The organism is Dactylosporangium fulvum, from assembly GCF_025137375.1.
GTDB classification, from domain to species: Bacteria; Actinomycetota; Actinomycetes; order Mycobacteriales; family Micromonosporaceae; genus Dactylosporangium; species Dactylosporangium fulvum.
Genome location: NZ_CP073720.1, coordinates 426,669 through 446,983, shown reverse-complemented (window position 1 = coordinate 446,983; position 20,315 = coordinate 426,669). Strand labels below are relative to the sequence as shown.

At 69.3% G+C, this 20,315-nt stretch carries 18 protein-coding genes and 1 pseudogene; 8 read left to right on the top strand and 11 right to left on the bottom strand.

All coding sequences use genetic code 11. The features are described 5' to 3' along the window. Window positions 1-19 precede the first annotated feature (19 nt). The 5 genes from Dfulv_RS02050 (at window position 20) to Dfulv_RS02030 (ending at window position 6,811) form a co-directional block, all read left to right on the top strand. Window positions 20-2,677: a right-handed parallel beta-helix repeat-containing protein gene (locus Dfulv_RS02050; RefSeq protein ID WP_259860892.1), complete on the top strand. Its 2,658-nt coding sequence runs from the start codon at window positions 20-22 to the stop codon at window positions 2,675-2,677. Window positions 2,678-2,727: 50 nt separating this feature from the next. After that, window positions 2,728-3,873 (top strand): galactonate dehydratase, encoded by a 1,146-nt coding sequence (gene dgoD / locus Dfulv_RS02045; RefSeq protein WP_259860891.1) that lies wholly within the window; start codon window positions 2,728-2,730, stop codon window positions 3,871-3,873. A gap of 2 nt (window positions 3,874-3,875) precedes the next feature. Next, window positions 3,876-5,675, top strand: coding sequence for an exo-alpha-sialidase (locus tag Dfulv_RS02040; protein WP_259860890.1), 1,800 nt, complete (start codon window positions 3,876-3,878; stop codon window positions 5,673-5,675). Window positions 5,676-6,050: 375 nt separating this feature from the next. Next, window positions 6,051-6,491 carry a hypothetical protein gene (locus Dfulv_RS02035; RefSeq protein ID WP_259860889.1) on the top strand — a complete coding sequence of 147 codons (441 nt, stop codon included), beginning with the start codon at window positions 6,051-6,053 and terminating at the stop codon, window positions 6,489-6,491. Then, on the top strand, window positions 6,488-6,811 hold the full coding sequence (locus Dfulv_RS02030; protein WP_259860888.1) for a hypothetical protein: 324 nt from the start codon (window positions 6,488-6,490) through the stop codon (window positions 6,809-6,811). Before Dfulv_RS02035 ends, Dfulv_RS02030 begins: the two co-directional genes overlap by 4 nt. Window positions 6,812-7,142: 331 nt before the next feature. Here Dfulv_RS02030 and Dfulv_RS02025 read toward each other — a convergent pair whose 3' ends face one another. Beyond that, on the bottom strand, window positions 7,143-8,144 hold the full coding sequence (locus tag Dfulv_RS02025) for a Clp protease N-terminal domain-containing protein (RefSeq protein WP_259860887.1): 1,002 nt from the start codon (window positions 8,142-8,144) through the stop codon (window positions 7,143-7,145). Between the two features lie 484 nt (window positions 8,145-8,628). Then, entirely contained in the window at window positions 8,629-10,080 is a 1,452-nt protein-coding gene (locus Dfulv_RS02020; RefSeq protein ID WP_259860886.1) for a Fic family protein, read from the bottom strand. Between the two features lie 524 nt (window positions 10,081-10,604). On the opposite strand from Dfulv_RS02020, the gene Dfulv_RS02015 reads away from it, so the two are divergent. The 3 genes and pseudogenes from Dfulv_RS02015 to Dfulv_RS02005 all read left to right on the top strand — a co-directional run. Continuing rightward, the gene (locus tag Dfulv_RS02015) at window positions 10,605-11,807 is read left to right on the top strand and encodes a hypothetical protein (protein ID WP_259860885.1); all 1,203 of its coding nucleotides are present in this window, start codon (window positions 10,605-10,607) and stop codon (window positions 11,805-11,807) included. A 7-nt stretch (window positions 11,808-11,814) separates the two neighbouring features. After that, entirely contained in the window at window positions 11,815-12,333 is a 519-nt protein-coding gene (locus Dfulv_RS02010) for a SigE family RNA polymerase sigma factor (protein WP_259860884.1), read from the top strand. Window positions 12,334-12,582: 249 nt separating this feature from the next. Further along, window positions 12,583-13,047, top strand: a pseudogene (locus Dfulv_RS02005) (IS6 family transposase); the annotation flags it as partial. Between the two features lie 22 nt (window positions 13,048-13,069). Here Dfulv_RS02005 and Dfulv_RS48720 read toward each other — a convergent pair. The 9 genes from Dfulv_RS48720 to Dfulv_RS01960 all read right to left on the bottom strand — a co-directional run bounded on the left by Dfulv_RS48720 (window position 13,070) and on the right by Dfulv_RS01960 (window position 20,292). Continuing rightward, entirely contained in the window at window positions 13,070-13,261 is a 192-nt protein-coding gene (locus Dfulv_RS48720; RefSeq protein WP_406567917.1) for an antitoxin VbhA family protein, read from the bottom strand. Window positions 13,262-14,020: 759 nt separating this feature from the next. Further along, window positions 14,021-15,073, bottom strand: a complete 1,053-nt coding sequence (locus Dfulv_RS02000) for an ABC transporter permease (protein ID WP_259860883.1) — start codon at window positions 15,071-15,073, stop codon at window positions 14,021-14,023. After that, the gene (locus tag Dfulv_RS01995) at window positions 15,070-15,969 is read right to left on the bottom strand and encodes an ABC transporter ATP-binding protein (RefSeq protein ID WP_259860882.1); all 900 of its coding nucleotides are present in this window, start codon (window positions 15,967-15,969) and stop codon (window positions 15,070-15,072) included. Before Dfulv_RS01995 ends, Dfulv_RS02000 begins: the two co-directional genes overlap by 4 nt. Next, window positions 15,966-16,355: a GntR family transcriptional regulator gene (locus Dfulv_RS01990; protein ID WP_259860881.1), complete on the bottom strand. Its 390-nt coding sequence runs from the start codon at window positions 16,353-16,355 to the stop codon at window positions 15,966-15,968. Before Dfulv_RS01990 ends, Dfulv_RS01995 begins: the two co-directional genes overlap by 4 nt. Before the next feature lie 404 nt (window positions 16,356-16,759). Beyond that, a complete protein-coding gene (locus Dfulv_RS01980) occupies window positions 16,760-17,320 on the bottom strand; it encodes a hypothetical protein (protein WP_259860880.1) in 561 nt (186 codons plus the stop codon). A gap of 93 nt (window positions 17,321-17,413) precedes the next feature. Further along, window positions 17,414-17,776 (bottom strand): hypothetical protein, encoded by a 363-nt coding sequence (locus tag Dfulv_RS01975; RefSeq protein ID WP_259860879.1) that lies wholly within the window; start codon window positions 17,774-17,776, stop codon window positions 17,414-17,416. A gap of 90 nt (window positions 17,777-17,866) precedes the next feature. Then, on the bottom strand, window positions 17,867-18,232 hold the full coding sequence (locus Dfulv_RS01970) for a calcium-binding protein (RefSeq protein ID WP_259860878.1): 366 nt from the start codon (window positions 18,230-18,232) through the stop codon (window positions 17,867-17,869). Between the two features lie 65 nt (window positions 18,233-18,297). Beyond that, the gene (locus tag Dfulv_RS01965; RefSeq protein ID WP_259860877.1) at window positions 18,298-19,527 is read right to left on the bottom strand and encodes a hypothetical protein; all 1,230 of its coding nucleotides are present in this window, start codon (window positions 19,525-19,527) and stop codon (window positions 18,298-18,300) included. A gap of 138 nt (window positions 19,528-19,665) precedes the next feature. After that, window positions 19,666-20,292 carry a DUF6398 domain-containing protein gene (locus tag Dfulv_RS01960; RefSeq protein ID WP_259860876.1) on the bottom strand — a complete coding sequence of 209 codons (627 nt, stop codon included), beginning with the start codon at window positions 20,290-20,292 and terminating at the stop codon, window positions 19,666-19,668. Between the last annotated feature and the right edge of the window lie 23 nt (window positions 20,293-20,315).

Below are 20,315 nucleotides of genomic sequence, written 5' to 3'. Positions count from 1 at the left end.
CTCCACCATGCCCTTCGACGTGTCCCGACGTACCCTGCTCGGTGCCGCCGCCGCGACGGCGGTCAGCGCCACCGTCCTGCCCGCCCTCGGCGGCCCGGCCCTCGCCAACCCGCCGGCCCCCCGGTTCGACCAGCCGCTGGGCAACCTGACCGGGGCCGGCACGATCCGCAACCTGCCCGACTCCTTCTACGACCGGCCCGGCCTAGCGGGCATGCCCCGGATCGACTACGCCGCGCTCCCCGTGGTGAACGTCCGCGACCACGGCGCGGCCGGCGACGGGGTCACCTCCGACGTGGCCGCCTTCAACCGGTCGCTGGCCGCGCTGCGGGCCGCCGGCGGCGGGATCATGTACCTGCCGTCCGGCCGCTACCTGTTCCCGCCGCCCCCGCTGCCCGGCAACGACTGGTGGTTCCAGGGCGACATCCGAAACATCCACTTCGTCGGCGAGGGCGAGTCCAGCGTCCTGCTGTTCCAGCGGCCGGTGATGCGGGAGAACGGTAGGGAGGCCCCGCCGTACCCGAGCGGCCAGGGCTGGCAGTTCCAGACCGCGGTGAACGTGTCCCTGCGTGACCTGGCCATCCAGTGGGCCCCGCTGAACATGCTGCGGCACAACGCCACCGCCACCGCGCTGATCGTCCGGACGCCGCAGGCCGTGCAGATCCTGCGGGTCACCGTCGACCACTGCCAGCCCGGCATCATCCTGCAGAACGCCCGGGACTGCTGGATGGTCGGCAACACGCTGCGCAACGGCGGCTCCGACGCGTACAACTACGGCGGGGCGGCCAACTCGGTGGCCGCGTACAACTGGGCCGAGTCCATCGGCGACGACGGCATCGCCAACTGGCACGACAGCAACCGGTACCCGGACAGCACGGTCACCTCCGGGGTCCGGTTCGAGCACAACACGGTGATCAACGCCTGTTACGGCCGGGGGATGACCCTCGGCGGGGCCGGGCACACCATCGCGCACAACTGGATCGAGACCACCATGGGTTGCGCGATCTTCGGGGACATCAGCACCAGCGCCAACCCGGCCACCCTGATCGACGCCCGGGTCGAGGACAACCACCTGGTTCGCAGCGCCCTGGAGATGCGGCCGGACAACCGGGCACTGCGGCCCGGCGGCGGCTTCCAGGGCGCGGTCTCCTTCATCAACAAGGTCGACACGCTCACCATCACCGGCAACAGCATCCGCGGCTCGCAGAGCAACGACATCACCATCGGCGTACAGAACTGGTTGCCGGTGACCGGCCGGCAGATCACCATCAGCGACAACGAGCTGCTCGCCGCGAACGGGGCGGGCCTGCGGGTGTCCCCGGGCACCGTCGTCGACGGCCTGGTCGTCGAGGACAACCGGGTGCTGGGCAACACCGGGGCCGCCGTCTCGGTGGCCGGTACGGCGACCGGCGTGACCAGCGCCGGGAACCTGGTCACCCGGCTGCCCGAACTGGACGGCGGCACCGTCGACGGCGACCTGACCGGGTTCCGGACCACCGGGCTGGTCGGCTACCGCGACCCGTACGCCGACCGGCGGGCCGAACCGAGCGAGACCGCCTGGGCCGAGCCGACCGAACGCCCCCTCAACGGCCTGCGGGTGGCCAACGTCCGCCGGTTCGGGGCGCGAGGCGACGGGCGGCACGACGACACCCCGGCGTTCCGCGCCGCCCTGGCCAGCCTCCCGGCCAGCGGCGGCGTGATCAAGGTACCGGCCGGGCGGTACCGGCTGGTGCCCGACGAACGGCACAGCGCCTTCCGGGACACCCGCATCCCACACCACTTCGCCATCGCGGAACGGGACAACGTGCACCTGGTCGGCGTCGGCGAACACTCCGAGATCGTCCTGTCCAGCCCCGACCACCAGGGCGTACGGATCGTCGGCGGCACCGGCTGCTCGGTGTCGCGGCTGCGGTTCACCCTGCCGGCCCGGCCGGCGCTACGGCACAACCGGGCACTGCTGGAGCTGAGCGGGGTCAAGGACGGTTCGGTCACCGACGTCCGGCTGCGCGGCGCCAGCGGCGCGAACCTGCTGATCGACACCTGCACCGGGGTCCTGGTCCGGGGCGTGCGCACCGAGGACGCCAACCTGTACGGCATCGACGTCGGCGCCAGCCGGCAGGTACGGGTCACCGGCTGCACCGCCGTCGGCAACCGGGACGGCGGCATCCACGTCAGCTACGTCGGCACGGTCTTCCGGGACTGCCAGTACGTGCGGGTGGACGGCAACACCGTCGACGGGGTCACCGAGGGCGCCGGCATCCTGGTCGCCAGCGGCACCGCCGTCGAGGTCACCGGCAACACCGTCCGGGACACCTGCCAGGCCGGCATCTACCTGTACGGCCGGTCGCCGATCTTCCCGACGCACAGCGTGGCGGTCACCGGGAACACGGTCGTCCGGGCCTGCACCGGTGCGCTCTGCGTGACTCCCGGGGCGATCGCCATCCACAGCGTCCGGCACCAGGCCGGCACCGCCGAGGGCTTCTTCACCGTCGCCGGCAACACCGTCACCGACGTGCCGTTCTCCGGCGTCTGGGTGGGCGGCCAGTCGCCCATCGGCCGGATCCTGTCGCAGATCAACACGCTCACCGTCACCGGCAACACGTTCACCGGGGTGTCCGGCTCGCCGCTGCTGATCTACCCCGACCAGCGCGCCCAGATCGTCAACCTCACCACCGACTGAACCATCCGCGTCCCGCGCCGGAAAACGCAGATCAGGAGAGACACGAACCAATGAAGATCGTGAAGGTGGAGACGTTCCGGGTGCCACCCCGGTGGCTCTTCCTCGCCGTGACCACCGACGAGGGCGTCACCGGCTGGGGAGAACCGGTGGTCGAGGGCCGCGCCGAGACCGTGCAGACGGCCATCGCGGAACTCTCCGACTACCTGATCGGCAGCGACCCGCTGCGCATCGAGGACACCTGGCAGGTGCTCACCAAGGGGGGTTTCTACCGGGGCGGGCCGGTGCTGTCCAGCGCGGTCGCCGGCATCGACCAGGCGCTGTGGGACATCGCCGGCAAGGTGTACGGCGTACCCGTCTACGACCTGCTCGGCGGGCCGGTCCGGGACCGGGTACGCATCTACGGTTGGATCGGCGGCGACCGCCCCTCGGCCCTGGCCGAGGACGCGCAACGGCAGGTCGCCGCCGGTCTGACCGCGGTCAAGATGAACGGCTCGGAGGAGCTGACCGCGATCGACACGCCCCGCCAGCTCGACCTGCTGGTCGAGCGGGTCTCGGCGGTCCGCGAGGTGCTCGGCCCGGACCGGGACCTGGCCGTGGACTTCCACGGCCGGTACTCCCCGGCGATGGCCCGCCGGGCGCTGCCGCTGCTGGAGCCGCTACGGCCGATCTTCGTCGAGGAGCCGGTGGTGCCGGAACTCTCCGCCGACCTGGGCCGGATCGCGGCCGGCACCAGCATCCCCATCGCCACCGGCGAGCGGCTCTACTCCCGGTGGGACTTCCGGGACCTGCTCGGCAGCGGCGTCGCGGTGGTCCAGCCGGACCTGTCGCACGCCGGCGGCATCTCCGAGGTGCGCCGGATCGCCGCGATGGCCGAGGCGTACGGGGTCAGTCTCGCCCCGCACTGCCCGCTCGGCCCGATCGCCCTCGCCGCCTGCGTGCAGGTCGACGTGGCCACCCCCAACTTCCTGATCCAGGAACAGAGTCTGGGCATCCACTACAACGTCGGCTCGGACCTGCTGGACTACCTGGTGGACCGGTCGGTCTTCGCCGCACCCGACGGCTGGCTGGCCCGGCCCACCAGGCCCGGGCTGGGCATCGAGGTCGACGAGGCCGAGGTACGCCGGGCCGCCCAACACCCCCACCGGTGGCGCAACGCCATCTGGCGACACACGGACGGGAGCTTCGCGGAATGGTGAGCATGCACGACGGTTTCGTACCCTCCCCGCAACTGCCGGACGACCCGCAGCCGGCCCGGCCCGATCCCCGGCTGCTCACCGCCGGCTCGGTGATCCAGGCCGACGGCTACTGCGACCAGCCGTACGTGGTGGTGGCCGGCGACGGCGCGTGGGTGTGCGTGGTGACCAGCTCGAACAGCCACGAGGGCGACCCGAGCCAGCGGATCGTGTCCCGCCGCTCCACCGACCAGGGGGCGACCTGGAGCGACCCGGTGGACGTCGAGCCACCCACCGGGCCAGAGGCGTCCTGGGCGGTGCCGCTGGTGCTGCCGTCCGGCCGGATCTACGTCTTCTACACCTACAACAGCCGGAACCTGCGGGTGGTGATCACCGACAGTGGCACCAGCCCCCGGGTGGACACCCTGGGCGACCTGGTCTTCAAGTACTCCGACGACCACGGGCGGAGCTGGTCCGCCGACCGGTACACCGTGCCGATGCGGCTGTTCGACATCGACCGGGCCAACCCGTACGGCGGGGAGGTGCTGTTCTGGTGGTCGGTCGGCAAACCCGAGATCGTCGGGGACGCGGTCTATCTGGGCGCGTCGAAGGTCGGCGGGTTCCGCGAGGAACGGCTGGGCTTCCAGCGCACCAGCGAGGGCTTCGTGATGCGCTCGGACAACCTGCTCACCGAGCCGGACCCGACCCGGATCACCTGGACCACGCTGCCCGACGGCGAGGTGGGGCTGCGCGCCCCGGCCGGCGAGGTGGCCGAGGAACACAAGGTCGTCGGGCTCACCGACGGCAGCCTCTACTGCACGTACCGGACGGAGGTGGGGGTGGTCGCCGAGGCGTACAGCCGCGATGGCGGCCACACCTGGACGCCGCCCCGGGCGGCGACCTTCGCGGCCACCGGCCGGCCGATCCGCAACCCGCGCGCCGCCACCTTCGCCTGGAACTGCGGCGGCGGACGGTACCTGCTGTGGTTCCACCACAACGGCAATACCTGGTTCGGTACGTACCGCAACCCGGTCTGGCTCTCTGGCGGAGTCGAGGTCGACGGCGTGATCCACTGGTCGGAGCCGGAGATCGCCCTGTACGCGGACGACCCGCAGACCAGCATGAGCTACCCCGATCTGATCCAGGACGGCGACGGGTTCTGGCTGACCGAGACGCAGAAGTCGGTGGCCCGGGTACACCGGATCGAGCCGGAGCTGCTGGACGGCCTGTGGTCCCAGCACGTCCGCGCCGGCGTGCCCGACGACAGCCTGCTGCTGACGTACCGGGCCGGTTCGCCGCCGCCCGGCCCGGTCACCCTGCCCCGGTTCCAGTTGCGGCGGGGCAACTGGCGGATCGAGGACGCCCGCGCCGGGTTCACCCTGGACACCTGGCTCACCGTGACCGACCTGACGCCCGGCCGGACCCTGGTCGAGCAGCGCGACTACACCGGACACGGCTTCGCGCTCAGCCTTGCCGAGCAGGGCCGGCTGCGGCTCACCCTCAACGACGGCCGGCGGGAGTGCGGCTGGATCTCCGAGCGGGACACCCTGGTCGCCGGTCGGCGTACCCACGTCGCCGTGATCGTCGACGGCGGACCGAAGCTGATCGTCCTCGTGGTGGACGGGCGGGTGCAGGACGGCGGCGACGAACGCCCGTACGGCTGGGGCCGCTTCTCCGCCGACCTGCGTGACCTGACCACGGACGCGGACGTGCGGATGCACGGTGTCGACCGGGCCGAGGTCGGCTGCCTGCGTGTCCACGGTCGGCCGCTGCGGGTGTCCGAGGCGGTCGCTGCCTTCCGCGCCGGCCCAGACGCCGGCCCCTGACGTGAGTCGCAGCGCACCAGGCTGGTGTTAACGGTGGTTGATCGGTGTGTCCGATCAACCACCGTTGCAGTTGAGCCGGTGGCGGTTCAGGTGGGGTTGAGGTCCAGCCGGTGTGACGGGTGTGGGTGAGGCCGAGGATGGCAAGTCGTGCCGGGTTGGTGGCGGCGGCGACGCGGGTCAGACCGCGCATGCGGGTACCAGCACGTCATCGACGAGCTGCGGGTCGAGGCCACCCGGCGGCTCAGCGACCTGCTCTACGGCCCGGTGCTGTTTAGTGCACTATGGACAGTCGCCATGGTGGGCGGCAACGCCGCCCGAGAAGTGTCATACCCGGTCGTTAGGCTCCGCTGCGCCGACACCACTGGGGAGCGCCATATGACCGAGACCGCCGCCGAGCCGACCTACGGCTCTTCCTTCGAAGACCTCGCCGCCTTCCTCAAGCAGCCCGAGCCCGACGGCTATCCGGTCCACGAAGTACGCGAGTGCGTCTGCCGCACATGCGGCGGCCGGCGATTCGCGGTGCAGGTAATGGACACGGAGTCCGCCGCCCGTCGCACGTGCCTGGACTGCGAGCGGCACGAGTTCATCGCCGACAGCGAGGACTATTGGGACGACGACTCCGAGGTCGAGTACTACTGCGGCTGCCCCTGTGGCGAGGAAGAGTTCGCCGCCGCGGTCGGCTATTCGCTGCACGACGACGGCGACGTGCGCTGGCTCTTCATCGGGCTCCGTTGCCTGGCCTGCGGGCTGCTCGGCGTCTACGAGGACTGGAAGATCAACTGGGGGCCGAGCAACTACCTACTCGATCGAGCATGAGCCACGGCGGGCAGGTGGGCATGGCCCGCTCGGCACCTGAAGCGTTCGGGGTGGACCTTGCCGACCTGGACGCCTATGTCGACGACTTTGAACGCCCGGACGAGTGGCCGGTGTTCACCGTGCCGATCGGCGGCGGGACCATGCACCTGGTTGTGCGCAACCTGCCGGACGACGCCGGCATCGATTGGCTGCTCGACGCCAAGGTGCATGCCACGGTACGTCGGCTCGCCAACGAAGACGGTGGGTATTACGCGGGCCGGGGGCTGCCGTGGCCACTGCTGCCGCTGGAGCCGACGCACCTATGGACTGGCTGGCGGTGAGCCCAACGCGCTCGAGTCGCCATCGACGCCCTTTGCTCCCACCAGACCCGGCCGAGCTAGGTTCACGTACTTGTTGCCAGCTACGCTCCGTGATTTAGGCGTCCTGGCGCAGTCCGTGCAAGGCCACGGATCGCGGCAAATCCGGGCGGTGACGAGGGCTCGCCAGAGCGTGTGACGCGCGGATCGCGACAGCAGCGAACGCCAGCGGAACCGAGCCGGCTTTGCGGTTGATGTATCAGAGCTCCAGCCTGGTCTGGGAAGGCGGTGTGCGGGATCGGGGATGCCGCGGGCGGCGTGACATTCCGTATGGCGGCGGGGCCGGTGCCGTTGGTCAGTCTGGCTGGATACGGACCTGAGCGGTGATCGCGTCGGGGTCGGCGCCAAGTTCGCGCAAGAGTCGGGCGGCTGGGCCGTCGCTGTCTCGCAGGATGCTTGCCAGCAGGTGTGTCGTGCCGACGAATGGATCGCCGGCCTGCCTGGCTCGCGCGCTTGCCGAACGCAGCGCGAATAGGGCGCCTGGGTCCAGCGGCGGTGCGGGCCGATGGGTTTTCGGTGCCGAGGGCCAGCCTTTGGTTGGTATCGCGGCTGGGTCCGCGACGCCTTGCGGTGTGGCGGGTGATCGGGCTGCGGCGGTGGTAGCGGCGAGCAGGGTGACGTTGTGCTCGCGCAGTATTTGACCGGCGGTGTTGTGACGGGCGACCAGGTCCGGCAGCACCGCGCCGGCGGCGTGGAGTTGCTCGTGCAGGTCCAAGATGCTCAGCAGCACCTCCACGGTACCGGTGTAGGCATGGCCGAGGCGGACCGCCTGTTCGGCGGCGTCAGTCTCGATCAGCAGCGAGATGGGGTGACCGTAGCGGGCGCCGTAGCGAACAAACGGGCGGCGTACCAAGAAGTACATGCTCGTAGCCACGGCCGCCTTCCAGGGCAGTTGTAGGGCGCGGGGCGGCTTCGCCGGCAGAACCCGCAGCGCCTGCAGCGCCTGCACGGCCCAGTCGGGTGGGTCGTCACCGCCGCGATACGCGGGCGACTGCCGGTCGAGGGGGAACCCGCCATGGCCGACCACCCACATCCGCTCGGCGAGCTTGGCGGCGGCGTTGCCAGGCTCGGCGAACACCGCGCCAAGCAGGTGACGGACCCCGGCGTGCACCCCGTCGCGGCGGCTCGCCTCGTGGACGGCTTCGTAGACCGCGTGACAGACCAGCGGGGAGAACACGGAGTCGCCGGGACCGCCCTTGTAGGCTGCCTCCCGCAACGCGCCCTCGGCGAACAGTTCCACCTGCTGGTCGAACGCGGGAAACAGCCGAGACCGCTGTGCCGGCGGGTCGTCGTCCACCGGTTCCACCCCCTGCCGCCAATCACGCGACCTCGGTGGCGGGAGTCCGGGCAGCTCAGGTACCCGTACCGCGCCGTGTCTGAACACTTCCGCAGAGCTCACCACCGGCTGCCCGTCGTGGACCGCCCGCCGGTACGCACGTGCCAGCGTCCAGACCAGACTGGCACCCGGCCGTACACCCACCACTTCCATACCGTCGAGTATCCCGCGACGATCGAGGCACCCGCCACGACCGGCGACCACCTCCGCGGGCACTGTCTTCACCACGCCCGTACAGCTTCGGCACAGCCGCGCCTCGATCAATTGCGCCATCATCGGCATTATGCGGGTGATCTTCGATCACCTGCGTCCTGGCGGGCCGCATAATGCGTGATATGTAGCGTGATCGAGGCACTGCATGCCCGATCAGAGGAGTCTCACGATCACTTACATATCAAACATGTGAGTGCGCCGGCACGGGCGCTCAGGCATCGAACCGAGCTCTTCAGCGCGGTCCCGGCTGTGCACGGATACCTTGTGACCGACGGGTCTGCTTGATGAGCAGGGCGACGAATCTGGCCAGCCCTTCGGCACCGCGTGGGTCGGACGCCGGCCAGCGGGTCATCAGCAGCGACGCGGCCCGGTCAAGTACCACTTCTTCGCGCGCGAGCACGAAGTACAGTGCGAGCGCCGCCGATCGCGCGTTGCCGTCGGCGAAGGGGTGGAAGTGCAGCACGTCGAGGTACACCCGCGCGGCTCGAGATGGTAGCGGTACAGCCGGGTCGGTGGCTTCGGCGAGACACGCCTCGAACACTTCCGGTAGCTCATCGCGGTACGCGTACCGTTCTTGGCCGGCCCTTGCCCAGGCGGACGTCGTGCGAAACGGTGCGGCGGCCACCGCGAGCACCTCGCGCTGCCACGTCTCGAGACGCGCGAACGTGAGCGGGCCGCCCTCGGCAGCGTCCGCGCGCGCCAGTTCCAACCCGGCCAGAGCGCGGCCGGCATCGTACTTCCGTCGCGCCAGGTGCTCGGCGATACCGTCGCGTGCGGTGCACACCGGACCGGCGACGTGCTCAACCTCGTGCTCCCATCGAGCCGCCTGCCGGACCTGCCGCCAGGCCTCGAGAGAGTCGGGCACCGCCGGTGACGTGACCCGCGGCGCCCGGGCGGCGGCGGGCAGCTCCGTGCTACGCCAGCTGGGCCAGTCCTGCGGCCAGGTGTCGGGCCACACGTCGTCCGGTGGCGCCGTGACGCCGGTGAGCATCGCCGCCAAGGATTCCGCGGCGTCGGCCACCTCAGCACCCAGCGGGGAGACGAAGCTCCAGAACCGCCCGCCGATCGCCGCGTCAACGAGCGCGTCATGGTCCTCGCCCGGCACCTCGGCAACGGCCAGGAACCACTTCAGGGCCAAGGCGCAGACCGGGTACCAGTGCTCGTCCGCGCCGGACCGCGCCGCCACCGTGGCGACCAGGGAGGCAACCGTTGCCTCCCATGCGACGGAGGCGGCGCGAGGTTCGGCGGGCAGCGGCAGATGCCGCGTGAACAGCTCGGCCAGGTCTTCCAGGAATATCCGCCAGTCCAGCAGCGCCCCGGCGACGGCATCGAGCGTCTCCTCCGGCGTCGTGATCGAGTCTCGAGCGCCGCTCCACCGCAGCACCATCGCACCGTCAGCCGTCAGGCCGGCCATCTCGGCGAGCCAGCCGCAGGCCCAGACGCCGTAGTGCTCGACAAGGGCAACGGTCATCGCGCGCTGCCAGTCCCAGCGCGCCTGGTCCGCGACGTGATCGAAGCCGCGGGCCGAGTCGTATCGGAAGGGCGCCGGCACGCCGCCCGCCGGAGCCGCCGCTCGCACGACGTCGAGCACGGCGTCCGGATCGAACGGGTGCCGATCGGGGTCGACATCCGCCCAGGTGAGAGCATCGACGCGCAGCCGCGGGTAGTTAGGCTCGATCGTCATCGCCCGCCATCGTGCCACGGCCTGGCCAAGGGATGGTGACCCTAATTATCGGGCCGAAGGCGGCGCACTCTCATCGGATCCGGTAGCCGTCTGAGAACTCGTTCCCGCTACTCAGCGTGGCTCCGGCCGGTTGGACGGCCAACGGGCCGAGTCCGTGTTGTGGGCCTGCCGAGGCATCGTGGACCGACCCGATGCTGTCGGACAGCTCCGTAGCCCCCAGCAGTCTCGACAGTTGGCCGATTCAACATCGGAAGGTTCGCTGCCGCAGGTCCGACACCGAGGGCAAGGCCCGGTTCGACGTCGCCTACCGGCATGCAAGTCGGCGCAGCCATGCCGCCTTACGTGGTTGGACACGCGGGGCACAGGTGACGCGAGCATCGCCACGGCGTTCCGCGAGCTCGCCACCGCAATCTGAGCTCGGCGTACCTGAGCTCAACGCGCCTTCCGATCGGCGAACGTAACAGCACCGTTGCACCCAACCGTTGTCGGTCCCGTGCGCACCTGGTGGATGGAGGCGATGTTAGATGCATGATGACGAAGAGATGCTGCGGCGACTGCGGGTCGACGATCTGCCACCGTCGATGGTGGACCTCAACCGCGCGATGCGGGCCGGGCGGCGGCGCGAGCGGATGGGTGCCGTCGTGGCCGGTGGGCTGGCCGCGGTCCTGGCCCTTGGCACGGTCGTGGTGGTCGCCGCGACGACCGGGAAGAACACTGCAGCGCCCTGGCCCGGGGCGGGCCCGGAAGGTTCGCGCTCGCCGGAGCCGGCGCCGCCGCTGGGCAACTGCACGATCGACGAAGCGCCGGTGGCTTCGCAGAGCAGGATGATCAAGATCGTGGCCAACCGGAGCGGTCAGGTGTTCGTTATGCAGGATCCTCTCAAGTCCGGCAATCTGCTGCGTTGGATGGACGGTAGGCAGGAGCGGATCGACGGGGTACCGACCGGTGACGGTTACGGCACCGCCGCGGCGGTCAACGGCTCCGGCGCGTTCGTCGGGGCGAGCGGGTACAAACCCGCGTGGGTGTACCGCGACGGCACGTTCACCGTCCTGCCGTTGCCGCCGGATGTCTCCGCGATGTCGATGGTGGGCATCAACGAACGCGGCGACCTCATCGGCACGGCCTTCTACTGGGACGGCCGCGACGACACCCGTGCCGTGCTGTGGCCGGCCAGCCAGCAGGGGACGCCGGTCCTGCTCGCCACACCGGCGGGATGGTCGTCGGAGGCCATGGACATTGCCGACGACGGTACGGTCGTGGGCTACCTGAGCCACCGGACCGACAACGGCCCGGTGGATATCACGCCTATGGCATGGGGACTGGACGGCTCGGCTCGCCGGCTGCCGGTCCCGGCGGGATGGACGCCGGCCCGAGCTGGAAAGAGAGGGCCCTACCCGATAGCGATCGCCGGTGACTGGGTGGTCGGCGCCGGCGCACGATGGAACCTGCGGACCGGCACGGCCGAGGTCGTCGAGGGGCTGATGCCGATGAAGGTCGACAAGTACGGGCGGTTGTTCGGCAACGTCCCGCTCAGCGTCCCGGACAACGGCTCAACGTCGGGGCGTCCGGCGGTTTGGGTGAACGGCGATGTCCAGCCCCTGCCGATCTATCCCGACCGCCCAGAAGGCACGCTGTTCTCAGTATCACTGGACGGGCGGCGGATCACCGGCACTAGCTACGTCACGTCCGGCGCCTTCGGCACCGCGACGTGGACCTGCGGACGGTAGATCCCGGATGCGACCCGAACTGGAACGCGAGTACGTGGAGTACTTCGAGCTGCGGATGCCGCACCTCCGCCGGCTCGCCATGGCGCTCTGTGGGGATTTCCACCGCGCGGACGACATCGTGCAGACGGTTGCGACGACGTTGTACACGGGGTGGAAGAAGGCCCGGGCGGCGGAGAACATCGACGCCTACGTGCGCCGGGCGGTGATCAACACGTTCCTGAGCGAGCGTCGGCTGCGCTGGGCCCGGGTGATACTCACCGCACACCTGCCAGACCGCGCGGCGGTCGCCGAGCAGCCGGCCGACGAGCGAGTAGTAGTCCGTGCCGCGCTGCGGCGGTTGCCGCCCCGCCAGCAGGCGGTGCTGGTGCTGCGGTTCCTGTGCGATTTGCCGGTCGCTGAGGTGGCCGACCTGCTCGGCTGCGCGGAGGGCACGGTGAAGAGCCAAACCTCCGACGGGCTGAAGGCGCTGCGCGGCCTGCTCGGCACGGGGGCGTTGAACCTGGAGGGCGTCCCAAACCGTCGTTAGAGCACCACGGTCCCGCCATGTGAAAGACCACGACACATGCCGGGACAGAATCAAGGCCGTGACTCGCGTATCTGCTGGTCACGGCCTTGATCGTGCTGCGCGCCCGAAGGGACTCGAACCCCCAAACCTTCTGATCCGTAGTGGGCCGCTCGTTTAGCCGGGTTGGTCGGTGTCGCTCTGTTGCGTTGACGGTAGGCATGATCGAGGCAGGCTTGAGCGATGAAGGTCGCTACCCACCAACGCCCGATGATGCCGCCCGGATCAGCGTTCGCCGGGTTCCGATTTCCGCCCGAGGTGATCGTGGTCGCGGTCCGCTGGTGTCTGCGGTTCGGCCTGTCCTACCGTGACGTTGAGGAGCTGCTGCTCGAGCGCGGTGTCGAGGTCGACCACGTGACGGTGTTCCGGTGGGTGCAGCGGTTCACACCGCTGCTGGCCGACGCAGCCAGGTCCTGCCGGCATTCACCAGGAGACAGGTGGTTTGTCGACGAGACCTACGTCAGGGTCAACGGCGTATGGCGGTACGTTTACCGGGCCGTCGACCAGTACGGCCAGGTCATCGACGTGCTCTTCTCAGCCCGCCGCGATGCTGCCGCGGCCCGCCGGTCCTTCCGCCGAGCGTTGGCCACGTTGAAGATGACACCGAACGAGGTGGTCACCGACGCGGCACCGGTGTACCTGGCCGTGCTCGATGAGCTGGTCCCGTCGGCGTGGCACCACGTTGAACGCTATGCGACGGTCATGAGACGTGGAGCTGCCGAACCAGTTCTCGCATCTGGCTTGCACTGAGCTCGCCGCGAGCCCACCGTTCCATGATCGCCTCAGCGTCGGAGCTGACCGCGAGTCCCTCGGCTCGCACGGACGCAGCGGCTTGCGCAAGTGATTGATTCCGCTCGGCGGTCAGCTCGTCGAACACCTCAACAGAAACCATGATCGCTTCCGTCTTCCGATGCGACCCTACGCGGGATGGCCTCGTCCTTCGTCATTCGCGCCACGTCCGGTTCGGTGAGGCCGACTCGGGTGATGAGCAGGTGCACCACCTCGGCCGGGATCGGTTCGGCCGTTGGCAATTCAGGCCTGCCCAGAGCCGGTTTGCCGCCGTCGCGCGCACAGGTCCAGAAGACGTCCTCGGTGACGTCGAGTTGGTCACGCAGGGTGTGACTCCAGATGCCGGGACCGTAGGTGCTGCGGTCCGGTGGATGGGAGATTCGGGTTCGCAGAGTCCGGCCGTCTGGCAGCGCCAGCTCGTAGGTCAGGTGGTGGGTGCCGGTTCGGACGGGCTCCCATCCCTCGATCTCGCAGAACTTCTGGTGATCTTGGCGGGTCGACGTCGGTCAGCTCATCGGGCCGAGCCCACCAGCCACTCGCGCAGTTGCGCATCATCGCTGAGCTCGACCACCTGGACCAGCGCCCAGTTGTTCCGATGGTTCGGCGCGTTCGGGGTCTGCGGCCAATGCCAACGCCCGCAACACCCCGGCGGCGTTCGGCTTGCGAAACGGCTTCGTCAGCCAGGGCAGCAACGGGGCTCTGGCCGTCATACGGCACGTGAGATGGCTGGACTCGACGACGCTCGTGTGCGGGGTTTCGGCGGCCTCGATCTGGCCGCTAGCCACATCGAGGCTCACGCCGTTCGGTTTGAGCGGGTCGACGCCACTCGCGACAGTCTCCGAGTATCTGGGCGGGCGAACGTTCAGTTCTGTCGGCGCCGGATCCACCAGAAGCAGGTACCGGCCAGCGCCCCGGCGAGCACGAGGAAGATCCCGGCTTCCATCCACTGCAGCGGCCAGTAGTGGCTCGCGGGCTGGTAGGTGACTGTCTCGTGGAGGTTGTTCTCGGCGAGGCAGGCGCCGATCTGATCCAAGTCCGGGTCATCGCCCTGGCCGCCTCCGTCCTGACCCGGGAAGCAGTCGGAGTAGTCCTCTATGCGGACCACCTGGCCGGACGAGTTCTTCACGGGCGGCTGGGATATCAGCCACGCGCCCCGCGGTGTCGGCAGGTCAAAGTGGAAGTCCGTCTGCGAGCCCGAGAAGCCGTGGAACTGGCTCGTGCTGGCCTGGTTGATCGGGAAGGTGGTCGTGGTCGACGGCAGCAGGTGGGGTCGGATGAGGGTGGGCACGAGCATCTGGATGGCGATGAACACGGCGAGGGTGATGGCCATGGCCGGCAGGGTGCGGCGCAGCAGCAGTCCCAGCGTGGTGCCCAGGGTGAAGGCGAACGCGGCGTAGCCGAGCGGGACGATGTCGCGTGAGGCGAAGGTCATCGCCGCCCACCGGTTCCCGTTGAGGTGGTCCAGCGGCCCGGCCCACCAGGTCAGCAGCCAGCTGAAGATCGCGGCGGTGGCGATCGCGGCGACGCCGACGACGGTGAGTTTGACCGCGAGCCACCGGGTGCGCGTGACGGTCTGGTTCCAGGCGAGTTGGTGTGTACCGGTTTCCAGTTCACGGCCGATCAGCGGCGCGCCCCAGAAGATGCCGATCAGCGCCGGCACGGCGATTACGAGGAGTTGCAGGAGCTCGAACATCGGCTCATAGCTTCGCTGCAACAGGCTGAGCTGGGCACCCAGCGCCCGCGCGGCGGGGGTTGCTCCGTCGCAGGCGTGCAGCGAGGCGCATGCGGCCAGGTCCGCGGCGTAGCTGTGGTGCATCCGCAACCCGGTGACCAGGAAGCCGATCGCGGCGGCGGCGAGCAGGACCAGGACGGTGAGGGCCTGGGCACGGAACTGCCGCCAGGTCACCCAGATCATCGCGCTTCTCCCGTCAGTTGCATCGCGGTATCGCCGTCGTGGTCGACGGGCCGCTCCATGTAGGTCAGCACGAGGTCCTCCAGTTCGAGGTGTTCGGCGGACCAGTCCCCGGCGGGCAGTTCGCTGTCGCTTCGCACGACGAACGTGGACTGCCGGTCGGTGTGCTCCGCCGAGATGACCTTCAGCCCCGCGGGCAGGTCGGACTCCTGGCGCCGCGTGCACACGATCCGGTGGTGCTGCGTGAGCAGATCATCGGTTTCGCCGACGAGCTGTACGCGGGAGGAGACCAGCACGACCAGGTAGTCGCAGACGCGTTCGAGGTCGGAGACCAGGTGGGAGGAGAGGATGACGCTGGTGTCGTGCTCGGCGACCGACTCCATCAGGTGCCGCAGGAAGTCGCGGCGGGCCAGCGGGTCGAGGCTGGCGACCGGTTCGTCGAGGATGAGCAATTCGGGTCGCTTGGCGACCGCGACGGTCAGGGCGAGCTGGGCGCGCTGCCCGCCGGAGAGCTTGCCCGCCTTCTGCTTCGGGTTGAGGCCGAGCTGCTCGATGCGGGCCTGTGCGAGCTTCGCGTCCCAGGCCGGGTTCATCTTGGCGCCGAGCTTCAGGTGGTCGGCGACGGACAGGCTCGCGTAGGTGGGTGTGTCCTGGGCGACGTACCCGACTCGGGCCAGTTGCGCGGTTCCGCCGTTGGGCTGTTCGCCCAGCACCTCGATCCGCCCCGTGGTCGGCGCGAGCATGCCGCAGGCGATCTTCAGCAGCGTGGTCTTGCCCGCGCCGTTGGGCCCGACCAGGCCGACGACGTGCCCCGGCGGGAGATCAAGGGTGCAGTCGGCCAGCGCCTGGCGCTGGCCGTATCGCTTGCCCAGCGCATGGGCTTGCAGTATCGCGTTCATTGCTCCTCTTCGGCGCTCTCGCGCAGGGTGTTCTGGAACATCGCCTCGATGCCCGGCTCGGTCAGGCCCGCAGCGCGGGCCTTGTCCATCCAGGCGCGCAGCTCCTGCTGCAACGGACCGTGCGTGGTGAGCGATGCGTGGCCGAGCGATCGGGTGATGAAAGTGCCCACCCCCGGCTTTGCCGCGGCCAGGCCGAGGTGTTCGAGTTCGCGGTACGCCTTGCTCACGGTGTTCGGGTTGATCGCTACCTTGGCGACCACCTCCTTGACCGTGGGCAGTTTGTCGCCCTCGGACAGCAGCCCCAGCAGCAGCGCCTGGCGTACCTGCCTGACGATCTGCAGATACGGGGCGATCCCCGAGCGCGCGTCGAGGTGGAAGTCGATCACCCATAATCCCGTTCCACTAGGTTACTAGTGGAATGAGGGTGCATCGGAACTGGGTGCGTGTCAAGCAGTCAGCACCGGTGGAGAGCCCGGGAACGCCGATGGTCAGCGAATGGCTGGCGGGACGGCCAACGACTCGTCCCGGACCGCCGGGAAGGTGACCTCGACGGACAGGCCGCCGCCGGTCCCGGCGCAAGCGGTGACCACGGTGCCGCGGGCGGAAGCAACAGCATCCACAATGGACAGACCAAGGCCGTGGCGGGTGGGCAACCGCCCTATAGCGAGCGTAGGCGGCTCGCGCATTGGCCGGTCGGAGTCTTGGGGCTCCCTGTCCGATGCCCTCATGCCCCCCAACCCAAGCCCCGCCGGAAAGAGGTCAGCTTCGGCTGAGAAAAGATTCAACACGCCTACTTGACACGGAACGCGACCGCCGCGTCGTACTCCTTGGGCTTCTTGGTCGCGATCAGCTCCGCCACCTGCTGCCACGCCCGCTCAGGGTCGACGGCCAGCACGTCGAGGCGCTGCTCGCGGGCAGCGGCGGCTACTGCCTCCCGGCGCGCCTGTTCAGCCGCGTTACGCTCCTCGGCCTGCCGCTGCCGGCCTGCCCAGCGCGTCTCGGCGCCGGCCAGCAACTCGCCCACCGTCCGACCGCTGCGCACTGCCTCGGTTGCTGTCCCGCCGCCGTACCGGCGCAGCAACTCGGCGCGAAGGTGCGCGCCGTCGCCGCGCAGCAGCCGCACGATGACCTCGTCCTTGTCCGCCTCCGGCAGCCGCTGCACCCAATTCGTCACGGCCGCCACCGAAGACACCTTCGTGGTCAGGGGTGCGCTGGCCTGAGCCGCCGCCTGAAGGAGATCCTTGTCCAGGCGCAGGAAGTCGGCGAGGCTGCGCAGCGGCCCGGACAGCCTGGCCAGGCCGGGCGGGACCGGCGGCTCCAGCTCGTCCTCGTCCAGCTCCTCGCTCTGCACGCACAACAGCCACGCCAGGTAGAGCAGCCGGTTGTCGCCGGCGGCCAGTTCCGCCCGGATGGGAACGATCGACGCGAGCGCGGCTTCGTCTTCCTACCACTCGTCGTCGCCGTCTTCGTCCCTGCTGTACAGGTCGAGGATCACGTGCTCGTCCGTGGCCCACGAGGAGGCGGAGTCACCCACGTAGCACGTCGCCGCAAGATCCGGATCCAGCAGTTGTACCGGCAGCCGCAGCGCGATCCGGCGAGTGCCCCAGTTCGCCAGGTAGAGGTGGGCGTCGAAGTATTGCTCCATCCACTTACGTGGATCGGCTTTCAGGTCACCCCACTGGTAGTCGTTGACGAAGCTCGACGCGCTGATCCGGCCACGCGTCGACACCGCCCGCAGTTCGCCCTGCTCGACCGCTGTCAGCGGCCGGTCGATCGCTACGAACTCGTAGTACTGATACTCGCTCACGCGTCATCCGCCCCAATGCCGGTAGGCCTCGATCCACTGTGCGCCGTCGGGCGGCGGATCCGGCAACGGAAGGTCCAGGATCGCGATCGCCTACCGCTCACGACTCCGGTGGCAGATCGCCACGATCCCGTCGACACCGAGGACCTCCGTCGTGAACGGCAGCGCGAGATTGTCCTCGATCATGGTGAACAGGCCCGTCAACTGCTCATCCTCGTTGTAGCAGTCAACGGTCGCTTCCTCGACCAGAGCATCGAGCTGTGACCGGCTCAGCGAACCCACTGCCGCAGAGTAGCCCGACCATCGACAGACTCGCATGGGAGGACCCGGTCGCACCGCCGGCATCAGCCGTTCGGCGGCGGCTTGCTGCAGGTCCTGCAGCGGTACATCGAGGCAAGCAGCGAGGACTTCGAGTGATCGGCAGCGCGGCAGCCGCAGCCCGCGCTCGTAGCGGGACAACTTGTGGCGCGTGGTGGTCGGCCGACCAGACTCGGTGCACAGCCGGTCCGCGAGGTCTCGCTGGCTCAGGTACGGAGTCGGTTGGCGAGGCGTTCCGCGTTGAACTGGCCGATCACCTCGTTGACGGCGTCTTTGTCGCGGGGGTCGATGCCGCGGGCCTGCAGCTCGGCGGCGATCTGCTTCGCCGGCCCCCAGGACGTCTCGTCGTCGACCGCGTGCTCGAACTGAGGCAGCCACGTGTCGACCATGGCGGTCACCGGTGTGATCCACTCGTCGGCAACGCCACGGCGCTCGAGCGCGAACCGCAACCAGCCACGGAGGGCGTCGGGCAGGGCGATCCGGTCGTCCGCGTCGAGGAACGCCTTTCTCGGCAGCCAGTCGGCGAGGAACATCGCGACCGCGTCGGGGCTCCAGCCGAGCGGGCGATTGTTGAGGTACCCGTCGCCGTAGTCGAGAAAGAGGTCCGCCAGGCTCCGGTATGCCTCGGAGTCCGTTGTCAGTTCGACGAACGCCTCGACGAGTTCAGCCCGCTCCCCGTCGGCGAGGGGCTCGAACTCCGGCCGCTCCGGGAGGTACGCACGGGATCGCGCCCAGGCGAGCGCCCGCAGGTCGACGAAGTCCTCGTCGTCGTGGCGCGGCCAGACCATGTCGGTGTACCGCAACGAGCCGGCCAGGTCGGCCAGCGCGTCGGTGACAGGTACCTCCTCGATCGGCATCGGCACCTCGCCGAGCTCTCGCGCCCTGTCCCACGCCTCGGCTGCGCCGACCTGCAGCAACGACAACTTCTCCACGAACGTCCCGCCGGTGGCGAGGATCTGTGCGAGCAGTGTGTGCGTGCCGTACTCGATGAACAGGACCCGTTCGCTGTCGTACACGTCGACGGCGCGGAAGGCCCGCACCGGGGCGAATGCCGCATCGAGCCACGGTGGCGCCGGCTGAGACTGCCGCAGCATGTCGATCGTCTCGTCAAGCAGCGTGTGTTCACTCGGCGGGGCGACCCTGCGCAGCGCTGCCACGGCGGCCAACCCGTGCGCCGACGGGCGGGTGCTGCAGCGGCCGACGACCTCCAGGCAGAGGGTCCCCTCGGGCTCCCTGTCGCCGAGCGGGGCGGCCAGCCAGGCCTGGCCGAGCCAGCCGGAGGCCCATTGTTCAACTTCGAGCGGATCGGTGTACGTGAGCAGATCGTGGGCAGCCCGGACGAGGCGGTCGGAGGGCCGCAGCGACCGGACGGGCTCCTGACGGCGGGTCTTCGCCTTGCCTCGACCGGCCGGGCGCCCACGACTCTTCGGACTCATCCCGACAGTTCACCACACCACGACGGCCAGCCTACGACTGGCGGAGGCGACGTCACCCTGCGAGTAGCAGTGATACCGCGTCGAGCAGCGCCGTGAGCCTACGGTTGATCTCATCAATGTCGAACGGTTTGGAGGGGCCTATCTTGGCGGTGTCGACGCTTTGCTCGTCGCAGCGTGCGCGGGCATGTACGGGATCAGCCCGCGCTGCCAGGCTTCTACCTGCAACGGTTCCGGCAGGTTGCGGGCGTCGACGATCAGACGGTCGACCTCCAGGAGCCAGGCCATCGGATGGTTGTCGATGATCTCGCGCCGGCTGAACTCCGGGTCCATCAGACCGATGTTGAGGGTGTCCATGATGAGCCTGCCCTTGTTGGCCATCGTCGTCTGCTTGACACCGAGCAACTCCGCCAACGTGTCGGTGCGCAGGTGCGGTTTCTGGTTGGGATCGGCGAGGAAGTTGACCCGGCCGATGGCGTAGACGATGCCGGCCGCCCAGATGCGGCGATCGCCGCGGACGAGCGGGGACGGGCGCTTGCGGGCAAGCTTGGCCGACAGCTTGGCGCAGAGCGCGGCGTACTCTTCGTCAAGATGCCGCAGGCAGAAGGCACCGGTCGCGGTGATGATCTCGTCGTACACCTGCCGCACTGCGATCGGAATGCTGGCGGTCCGGTTCTGGCCTGTCATGGCATCCTCCTCGGAGTCGGCGAGTCGTTCAGCGGACACCGTACGCCGCAGTGCCCGCGCATGAATGGGCAGATGCGTCACGAGACTGCCGACCACCGCCGGTT

Coding starts and splice junctions, on each gene's coding strand:
- dgoD (WP_259860891.1), top strand. CDS start 2,728: ATGAAGATCGTGAAGGTGGAGACGTTCCGGGTGCCACCCCGGTGGCTC.
- Dfulv_RS02040 (WP_259860890.1), top strand. CDS start 3,876: ATGCACGACGGTTTCGTACCCTCCCCGCAACTGCCGGACGACCCGCAG.
- Dfulv_RS02035 (WP_259860889.1), top strand. CDS start 6,051: ATGACCGAGACCGCCGCCGAGCCGACCTACGGCTCTTCCTTCGAAGAC.
- Dfulv_RS02030 (WP_259860888.1), top strand. CDS start 6,488: ATGAGCCACGGCGGGCAGGTGGGCATGGCCCGCTCGGCACCTGAAGCG.
- Dfulv_RS02020 (WP_259860886.1), bottom strand. CDS start 10,080: ATGACGATCGAGCCTAACTACCCGCGGCTGCGCGTCGATGCTCTCACC.
- Dfulv_RS02015 (WP_259860885.1), top strand. CDS start 10,605: ATGCATGATGACGAAGAGATGCTGCGGCGACTGCGGGTCGACGATCTG.
- Dfulv_RS02010 (WP_259860884.1), top strand. CDS start 11,815: ATGCGACCCGAACTGGAACGCGAGTACGTGGAGTACTTCGAGCTGCGG.
- Dfulv_RS48720 (WP_406567917.1), bottom strand. CDS start 13,261: ATGGTTTCTGTTGAGGTGTTCGACGAGCTGACCGCCGAGCGGAATCAA.
- Dfulv_RS02000 (WP_259860883.1), bottom strand. CDS start 15,073: ATGATCTGGGTGACCTGGCGGCAGTTCCGTGCCCAGGCCCTCACCGTC.
- Dfulv_RS01995 (WP_259860882.1), bottom strand. CDS start 15,969: ATGAACGCGATACTGCAAGCCCATGCGCTGGGCAAGCGATACGGCCAG.
- Dfulv_RS01965 (WP_259860877.1), bottom strand. CDS start 19,527: ATGAGTCCGAAGAGTCGTGGGCGCCCGGCCGGTCGAGGCAAGGCGAAG.